This is a genomic window from Chromobacterium aquaticum (genome assembly GCF_021129195.1).
Classification (GTDB): domain Bacteria; phylum Pseudomonadota; class Gammaproteobacteria; order Burkholderiales; family Chromobacteriaceae; genus Chromobacterium; species Chromobacterium aquaticum.
In genome coordinates this window covers 1-1,847 of sequence record NZ_JAJOHW010000267.1, presented here as the reverse complement: position 1 = coordinate 1,847, position 1,847 = coordinate 1, and the positions used below count along the sequence as shown (strand labels likewise).

4 protein-coding genes are annotated in these 1,847 nt (G+C 64.7%); 3 read left to right on the top strand and 1 reads right to left on the bottom strand.

The genetic code is table 11. The annotated features are described in order from the left end of the window. Nucleotides 1–131: ATP-binding cassette domain-containing protein (locus LQT98_RS23690; RefSeq protein ID WP_231465707.1), on the bottom strand; the 131-nt coding region annotated here is incomplete at its 3' end. Nucleotides 132–253: 122 nt separating this feature from the next. Here LQT98_RS23690 and LQT98_RS23685 point away from each other — a divergent pair. The 3 genes from LQT98_RS23685 to LQT98_RS23675 all read left to right on the top strand — a co-directional run. After that, nucleotides 254–607: a hypothetical protein gene (locus LQT98_RS23685; protein WP_231465705.1), complete on the top strand. Its 354-nt coding sequence runs from the start codon at nucleotides 254–256 to the stop codon at nucleotides 605–607. Nucleotides 608–610: 3 nt separating this feature from the next. After that, a complete protein-coding gene (locus LQT98_RS23680) occupies nucleotides 611–1,063 on the top strand; it encodes a protein YgfX (RefSeq protein ID WP_231465703.1) in 453 nt (150 codons plus the stop codon). Next, nucleotides 1,060–1,847 (top strand): bifunctional folylpolyglutamate synthase/dihydrofolate synthase (locus LQT98_RS23675; RefSeq protein ID WP_269326141.1); only part of this gene is annotated, 788 nt, incomplete at its 3' end. The genes LQT98_RS23680 and LQT98_RS23675, both read left to right, overlap by 4 nt.

The following is a 1,847-nucleotide window of genomic DNA, read 5'->3' as shown; positions in this document are numbered from 1 at the left end:
GAGGACTTGCCGGCGCCGTTGCGGCCGATCAGGCCGACCACCTCGCCCGGCTCCAGCGCGAAGTCGACATTATCCAGCAGTGCGTGGTGACCAAAAGCCAGGCAGGCTTTCTCGACGGTAATCAGGGCCATGTGAGTATTGTTTTCTGTATGGAAAGTTGCTCGAATTGTAACATGGGCTTCACCTTTCCACGCTTAGCGCCGCGCGGTTTGTGCTGTTACAATGCCGGCCAAACTTGAATGAAAGGCATGCTATGTACTTCGTTGACCGCTCTGTGGCCGTGATCAAGCCGAAGCAACCGTTCCTGGACTGGCTGAACCAGGCCCCGGACAACGATATGGACCTGGCGCTGGACAGCCTGCGCACCGACTGCACCGTGATCCTGCTGCCGGAGTTCGACGAGCCGGAAGAGGGCGTCGCCTACATCGACGAAATCTACGAACAATTGTTCAAGATGGAACTAGCGTCCTGGTACGAGGACGAAGCACTCTGGCCCAAGGATTTGTCCTTGAAGGCGTTCTGGGAGTGGTTCGACGTGGAAATCCACTCCACGCTGATAGACAGCGTGGACGCCGACATCAGCAACACCCCGGCCATCGATCTTTGAGCCATGGCCCGGCGGCAGCTGTTGGCGCCGTTCGGCTTCGAGCTGAGGCCCTCGCGGCTTTGGCTCGCGCTGGTGACGCTGGCCGCCGCGGCGTTGACGCTGACGGTGGCGCGTTATCTGCCGCCGGCCTGGCTGGCCTTGTCGGCGCCGGCGGCCTGGCTGAGCTGGCGCGCCTTGCGCGCCGATGGCTGGCGCGACGCCGCGCGTTTCCGCCGCCTGGAGGTGGATGGACTGGGGCGTTTGACCCTGTGGCGCGAGGCGGCGTTGCCGGCGCGGGTGCTGGACGATTGCTTCGTTACCCCGTGGCTGACGGTGCTGAATGTGACGCTGGACGGCCAGCGGCGCTCGCTGATGCTGTGGCCGGATTCGGCGCCGGCGGATGGACGCCGCCAACTGCGCGCCTACCTGCTGTGGTTCCAGACCGCGGACAAGACGGACTCGACTGAAACGAAATGACTCGACACAAGACACTGGCCGAGTGGCTGAGCTGGCAGGAGAGCCTGCACGCCACCGCCATCGACATGGGCCTGGCCCGCGTGGAGCGGGTGCGCGCCGCGATGAATCTGCAAGCGTCCTGCCCGGTGGTGATGGTGGCCGGCACCAATGGCAAGGGCTCGGTGTGCGCGATGCTGTCCACCATGCTGCATCGCGCCGGCTTCAAGGTGGGGACGTATACCTCGCCGCACATTCTGCGTTACAACGAGCGCATCGCCATCGATCTGGCCCCGGCCAGCGATGAGCGCATCGTCGCCAGCTTCGAGGCGATAGACGCCGCGCGCGGCGACACTTCGCTGACTTATTTCGAATTCGGCACCCTGGCGGCGATGCACAGCTTCGTCGCGGAAAAGGTGGACGTGATCGTGCTGGAGGTGGGCCTGGGCGGCCGCCTGGACGCGGTCAATATTTTCGAGCCGGACGTGTCGGTGGTGGTCAGCGTGGACCTGGACCACCAGGCCATCCTCGGCGACAACCGCGAGGACATCGGCTTCGAGAAGGCCGGCATCTACCGCGCCGGCAAGCCGGCCTTGTGCGCCGACCCGAAGCCGCCGGCCAGGCTGATCGAGCACGCGCGCGCCATCGGCGCGGATCTGAAATTGTATGGGCCGGACTTCGGTTTCCAGCGCATGGACAATCAATGGTCCTTCCACATGGGCGACGCCCATCGCCACGCCTTGCCGATTCCGGCGCTGCGCGGCGGCTACCAGATGGTCAACGCCTCGGCGGCGCTGGCGGTGCTGGA

Coding starts and splice junctions, on each gene's coding strand:
- LQT98_RS23685 (WP_231465705.1), top strand. CDS start 254: ATGTACTTCGTTGACCGCTCTGTGGCCGTGATCAAGCCGAAGCAACCG.
- LQT98_RS23680 (WP_231465703.1), top strand. CDS start 611: ATGGCCCGGCGGCAGCTGTTGGCGCCGTTCGGCTTCGAGCTGAGGCCC.